This window comes from Dehalobacter sp. TeCB1 (genome assembly GCF_001707455.1).
Classification (GTDB): domain Bacteria; phylum Bacillota; class Desulfitobacteriia; order Desulfitobacteriales; family Syntrophobotulaceae; genus Dehalobacter; species Dehalobacter restrictus.
Window position 1 is genome coordinate 25,707 of record NZ_MCHF01000040.1, and the last position, 6,257, is coordinate 31,963.

5 protein-coding genes and 1 rRNA gene are annotated in these 6,257 nt (G+C 43.6%); 1 reads left to right on the forward strand and 5 read right to left on the reverse strand.

Annotated elements, in window-relative coordinates; all coding sequences use genetic code 11:
- Positions 1 to 19: 19 nt before the first annotated feature.
- From A7D23_RS10500 to serC, 4 genes are all read right to left on the reverse strand, one after another.
- Positions 20 to 1,126 carry a M20/M25/M40 family metallo-hydrolase gene (locus A7D23_RS10500; protein WP_019226698.1) on the reverse strand — a complete coding sequence of 369 codons (1,107 nt, stop codon included), beginning with the start codon at positions 1,124 to 1,126 and terminating at the stop codon, positions 20 to 22.
- A gap of 188 nt (positions 1,127 to 1,314) precedes the next feature.
- Positions 1,315 to 2,553: a DUF1015 family protein gene (locus A7D23_RS10505; RefSeq protein ID WP_019226697.1), complete on the reverse strand. Its 1,239-nt coding sequence runs from the start codon at positions 2,551 to 2,553 to the stop codon at positions 1,315 to 1,317.
- A 36-nt stretch (positions 2,554 to 2,589) separates the two neighbouring features.
- Positions 2,590 to 3,753 (reverse strand): phosphoglycerate dehydrogenase, encoded by a 1,164-nt coding sequence (locus A7D23_RS10510; RefSeq protein WP_019226696.1) that lies wholly within the window; start codon positions 3,751 to 3,753, stop codon positions 2,590 to 2,592.
- A gap of 40 nt (positions 3,754 to 3,793) precedes the next feature.
- Positions 3,794 to 4,876, reverse strand: a complete 1,083-nt coding sequence (gene serC / locus A7D23_RS10515) for a 3-phosphoserine/phosphohydroxythreonine transaminase (protein WP_019226695.1) — start codon at positions 4,874 to 4,876, stop codon at positions 3,794 to 3,796.
- An 883-nt stretch (positions 4,877 to 5,759) separates the two neighbouring features.
- On the opposite strand from serC, the gene A7D23_RS10520 reads away from it, so the two are divergent.
- Complete coding sequence (locus tag A7D23_RS10520; RefSeq protein WP_019226694.1) at positions 5,760 to 6,092, forward strand: L,D-transpeptidase; 333 nt, start codon at positions 5,760 to 5,762, stop codon at positions 6,090 to 6,092.
- Between the two features lie 82 nt (positions 6,093 to 6,174).
- Here A7D23_RS10520 and rrf read toward each other — a convergent pair.
- A 5S ribosomal RNA gene (gene rrf, locus A7D23_RS10525) occupies positions 6,175 to 6,257 on the reverse strand; the annotation flags it as partial.

Here is a 6,257-nt window from a genome sequence, read left to right on the forward strand (position 1 = left end):
GTCGTCACCTCAGTATATCCTATGAATAAGACAAAGCCTCAAGTACGAATTCGACGGATTTTTCCATCTGGTCAATTTCGACATATTCTTCGCGCGTATGCGGGTTATGATTCCCAAGGCCCAGTGCCAGACACGGTATGCCGCGGGAATTTAGAATATTGGCATCAAGTCCTCCGCCAGTCGAAGTTAATTCCGTGTGAATGCCGAGTGTCTTCCCTGCCTCCAGTAAATTTTGAACAGCCGGATGTGCAGGATCTATGCTAAACGCTTCATAGGCGAGTTCCTTCGTATAGCTGAAATTTGCCTGGTTCTTGGCTGCAACAGTTTCAAATTTTTCAAGAATTTTATCGGTTTCAATTTCAAGTTTCGCTTGATCATGACTTCGTACCTCTGCCGTGATTTGTACCTTTTCAGCAACCACATTGCGTGCTGTGCCACCGGTAATGATCCCGAAATTACTCGTTGTTTCCTGGTCTATCCTTCCTGATTTCAAGTCTGCAATGGCTTTGGACGCAACAACAATTGCATTCACGCCCGTTTCAGGCGCCAGGCCCGCATGTGCAGCTTTACCCTGAACAACCAGATCAAGCGTGATATGAGAAGGTGCTGCGTGGACTACGGTACCCACAGGGCCGTCACCATCCAAGACATAGCCGAAGTCAGCTTTAAGGGCATAATCAAGATTTTTTATACCATAAAGACCAATTTCTTCCTGGACTGTCAGAACAACTTCAACCGGACTATGCAGGATATGCTTGTCTTCCTGAAGCCTGCTCAGTACTGCGAGTATTACGGCTATTCCAGCTTTATCATCCGCCCCAAGGATGGTTTGTCCATCGCTGTAAATGACCCCTTCCTCAATCCGGGGTGTCATTCCTTCAGTGGATGCTACCGTATCCATATGAGCTGCAAGCATGATCACCGGTGCACCCTCACTGTTGCCCTGCAGTACTGCGATCAGATTGCCCGTATCACTCCCTGTTTTGGCGGCGGAATGGTCCTCATAGACATCAGCACCGAGCTCTTTCAACCTTCGTTTTAGATAGCCTGCGAGTTTCCCTTCTTTTTTGGACGGACTGTCAATGGAAACAAGCTTAAGAAATTCATCCGTAACATTAATTGACATAGTTACCTCCGATCACGCATGCTTTCACTCATAGAATAAACAACCGCTCCGCCTCATTAACCATTAAAATATCATCTGACTTTATCATGAAACAAAAACTATCATCCTATGTGTATGGCTCAAAAATATTTTTAACGGCAGACTAGATGCTAACCCGGTATAGTACTATACCGGGTTGCAAGTCAACCCTATTCCAGTTCGTGAATAAGCAGTCCGCTTCTCAGTTTGGGTTCAAACCAGGTAGATTTGGGCGGCATAAGCTTATCTGCATCAGATACCGCAAAAAGTTCATCAATCGATGTCGGATACATCGAAAAAGCAAGTTTCATATCACTGGCCACCCGCTTTTCCAGTTCCTTCAGGCCGCGTATCCCACCGACAAAATCGATTCGTTTATCCGTTCTGACATCTTTGATATCCAGGATCGGTGTTAAGAGATGATTTTGCAGCAGTGAAACGTCCAAGCCTTCCACAGGATCATCGGAAAGGATCTCAGCCCTGGCCTCCAGTTTATACCATGATTCTTCCAGATACATACCAAAGACAGCTTTTTTCTGAGGCTTATAGGGTTCAGCACCCGTTTTGGTTACAATAAATGCTTTTTCTATTTCTTTCAGCAGGGCATCTTTCTGATAACCGTTAAGATCTTTGACTACTCTATTGTAATCCAGGATCATCAATTGATCGTGCGGGAAAAGGACAGAAAGAAAATAGTTGAATTCTTCCTCTCCGGTAAAACCGGGATGGGCGTCTCTTCTGCGCAAGCCTACTTTCACCGCCGAAGCAGCTCTGTGGTGTCCATCCGCAATATAGATGCTTCGGGTATTTTGAAATCCGAAATAGATCGCAGCCAAATCATGATCCCCATCTATTTTCCAAACGGTATGTCTAATTCCGTCCGGAGCAGTGAAATCATAGAGGGGGCTTTCTTGTTTAATTCGGCTGACAACCTCATTGATTCCCTGTTGAGACCGATAAGCCAAAAAAATCGGGCCGGTCTGAGCCTTGCAAATGTCGACATGATTAATTCTGTCAATTTCCTTATCTTCTCTGGTTTTTTCATGTTTTTTGATAACATTGTTCAGGTAATCATCCATCGCGGCACATCCGACCAAACCCGTCTGGGAACGGCCATCCATCACCAGTTCATACACATAATAGCAGGGTCTATCCTCCCTGACAAAAACGCCATTTTGGATCATTTCCTGCAGACTGTCTCTCGCTCTCTCATAGACCCGGATATCATAAGGACTGACCTCAGGAGTGAACTGGGTCTCTGCCCGGTCAATCTGCAAAAACGACAACGGTTCTTTTCTTACTTCAGCCAATGCTTCTTCGCGGTTATAGACATCATAAGGAAGTGCTGCGACTTTCGCAGCAAGTTCTTCCCTCGGCCGCAGCGCTTTAAACGGTCTGATTGTAGCCAAATCGAACCCTCCCATTACCAATGATATCAATTTTCATTATTTTACAATCCTGACTCTGTAGACTCCTTCAATCGCTTTAATTTTCTGCTTTATTTCCGGTGTGGATGGTATCTCAATATCAACCAAGGTATAGGCATACTGGCCTTTGCTCTTATTAATCATATCAGAGATATTGATATTCTCCTGAGCTAGGGCCGAAGTGAACTGACCAATCATATTCGGGATATTTTTGTGATGAATCGCGAGACGGCCGGCATTATCAGGATAACCGTTGTCACAGTCCGGATAGTTCACGGAATTTCTGATCGTGCCGTTTTCAAGATAATCCATGAGCTGGCTGACAGCCATCACCGCACAATTATCCTCTGATTCACAGGTGGAAGCTCCCAGGTGCGGAATAGCAACGACTTCATTCAGAGGCGCCATTTTAGGAGTAGGAAAGTCGGTAACATATTTGAATACCTTGCCAACTTTTAGTGCTGCAATCATATCTTCTTCATTGACTAAAGAATCGCGCGAGAAATTTAGAATGCGGACGCCGTTTTTCATCATTTTGAAGGCTTCTTCATTCAGCATCCCCTGAGTTGCATCGGACAAGGGTACATGGATGCTGATGAAATCACATTCTTTATAAATCTCCGCCAAGGATTTGCTGGGCTTGATATATTTAGACAAATGCCAGGCCGAGCGGACAGAAATGAACGGATCATACCCGTATACTTCCATGCCAAGTTTCATCGCCGCATTTGCTACGAGAACCCCAATCGCCCCAAGCCCGATTACACCCAGTTTCTTGCCGCTGATTTCAATACCTGCATACTTGGCCTTATTTTTCTCAACAAGTTTAGCAACATCCGGATCATCTTTAACAGAATTCACCCAATTTACGCCGCCGATAATGTCACGGGATGCCAGAAACAGTCCGGTCAGTACCAATTCCTTAACACCATTGGCATTAGCCCCCGGTGTATTAAAAACAACAATCCCTTTTTCAGCGCATTTATCAATCGGTATATTGTTCACTCCTGCTCCGGCCCGGGCAATTGCCTGCAGAGAATCCGGCAGGTCCAGTTCATGAACACTGGCACTTCTGACCAGAACGGCATCCGCCTCTTCATAGTTATCCGTAATAGCATATTCTTCCGAGAAATTGTCCAGCCCAATCTTGGCAATCGGATTTAAACAATTGATTTTAAACATATAGATACTCCTTTACTCTGATGGTATGAAGAATTACTTTCTAGATGTTTCCTTCTTCAAATTTTTTCATAAATGCGATTAACGCTTTCACGCCTTCCATGGGCATCGCATTGTAAATGCTCGCTCTCATTCCGCCGACTGAGCGATGACCTTCTAAATTTACCAAGCCGGCCTCTTTGGCTTCTTTGGTAAATTTCTTGTCCAGCTCTTCTAATCCGGTTACAAACGGCACATTCATCAGTGAACGGTCTTTCTTAACGACTGTTCCTTTAAACATTTTGCTGGAATCAAGATAGTCATATAAAATTGCGGCTTTTTCCTCATTGATTTTTTTCATGACTTCGAGTCCGCCCAGTTTTTTCAGCCATTTAAATACTTTGCCGCAAATATAAATGCCATAGGCCGGTGGTGTGTTATAAAGTGACTTGTTGTCTGCCTGTGTTTTGTATTTTAACATGGTAGGCGTCCCCGGCAGCACATCATCCGTAATCAGGTCCTCCCGAATAATGACGACGACAACGCCGGCCGGGCCGACATTTTTTTGAGCACCTGCAAAGATCAAACCATATTTGCTTACATCTACAGGTTCAGACAGAAAATCCGACGACATGTCCGCAACCAGGATTTTGTCACCGGTTTCAGGAAGTTCTGTAAACCTCGTTCCATAGATGGTGTTGTTATGGCAAATGTACACATAGTCAGCGTCCTCAGAGATCTTCAGGTCCTTCATATCCGGGATATACGTATAGGTTTTGTCTTCTGAAGACGCAATGACGTCGATTTTACCGTAGATCTTTCCTTCCTGAATCGCTTTCTTAGCCCATTGTCCAGTGTTCAGGTAATCAGCAACCCTGTTCTTCATTAAATTCATCGGGACCATGGCAAACTGTTGTGATGCTCCGCCTTGCAGGAACAGCACCTTATAATTATCCGGAATGTTCAGCAAATCCCTAAGATCCTGCTCCGCATCACCAATAATTTTTTCAAAAGCTTTGGAGCGATGGCTCATTTCCATCACGGACATCCCCGTGACATCATAATCCAGCATTTCCTCGGCAGCTTCTTTGAGAACTTCTTCAGGCAATACTGCCGGTCCAGCAGAAAAATTAAATACTCTTGTCATTGTAAATTCCTCCTCCATTATCCTATTAGTATTCTTTCACTTTTGTATAGCCCTATAAAAAAGCAAAATCCACCCCCAGTGTTGGGGCGGATATTCCGCGGTGCCACCCAAGTTTTAGCCAGTATTTCTTCATTAAGTGACAACGTTTTCATCTGCAGAAATATATAAATAAAACCTCTAATCCCAAAATTAGGGACGAGAGGTATTCCCGCGTTGCCACCCATGTTGCCAAATCGGCCAACTTATATCCGCGTTATCGGGCGGAACCCGTCACAATTCGTCATCGGCCACTCCAGGATGGAATCTCATCGCATGTTGGCTGACTCGCACCGGCCATCAGCTCTCTGAACAACATTTAAATCAGATTTTCCTCTCATCGTGTTTGAGCATATAGGTTATTTTCAATATACTAATGTATTCAGAATGATTTGTCAAGTGGATAGATGATCTTCATGTGATGGACGATCTTCATTTTTCTCCATCCAATTGTGCATATAAAACCCCCTCTGCACATAAGAAACAGAGCACCCATTGATGCTCTGTCCTCATTTCTTAATTAACCTTTGCCACCAGTAAATCGGGTCTGTTGATATTGCTCTGTTTGTCGGTATTGTACTGTCTTTTGCTGATAAGGAACATTACAGCAGGGCATAGTCGGAAAGCAAATCACTGGATAATAACACGTACATGCATACGAATAAAAGCCTTTTCCAAAAAGGTGCATTTTTTGTTACCTCCTCGTATAAATTTTTTAAACAAAGTAGATTTAGATTTTGTATTACCATTATATTCCATACTGCTTTTTTTGAAATTAGTCCATATATTTTATTAAATTTTTAACCAAACAAAGACCTGGCAAATAGTATAAACTGAGGTGATTAACATGTATTCGATTATGCTTTCTTTAAATAAACGTCAGCTTTATGTGTCCAAAGACAGTCAAATTATCAGGAACTATCCGATTGGCATCGGAAAAACAGCGACACCTACTCCAATCGGATCTTATGAAATCATTAGTAAAGTACCAAATCCCGGAGGCGTATTTGGTGTGATGTGGCTTGGACTCAGCATCCCTGGATATGGAATCCATGGTACAAATAATCCTCAGTCAATTGGCAGACAAGTTTCTAAAGGCTGTATCCGCATGCTTAATAAAGATGTCTTAGAGCTCGCTAGAATTATCCCCACTGGCACCTCAGTCACTATCCGTTCTTAATTAAGAATACCCCTATTGTCCACCAATCGCATGGAAACCAAATAAGAAACAGAGCACCAAAATAGATGCTCTGTTCTTAATTACCTGGCAACGTGCTATTTTCCCTTGCAGTATCGTCGCCCCAGGAGGTCTTAACTTCCGTGTTCGGGATGGGAACGGGTGGTA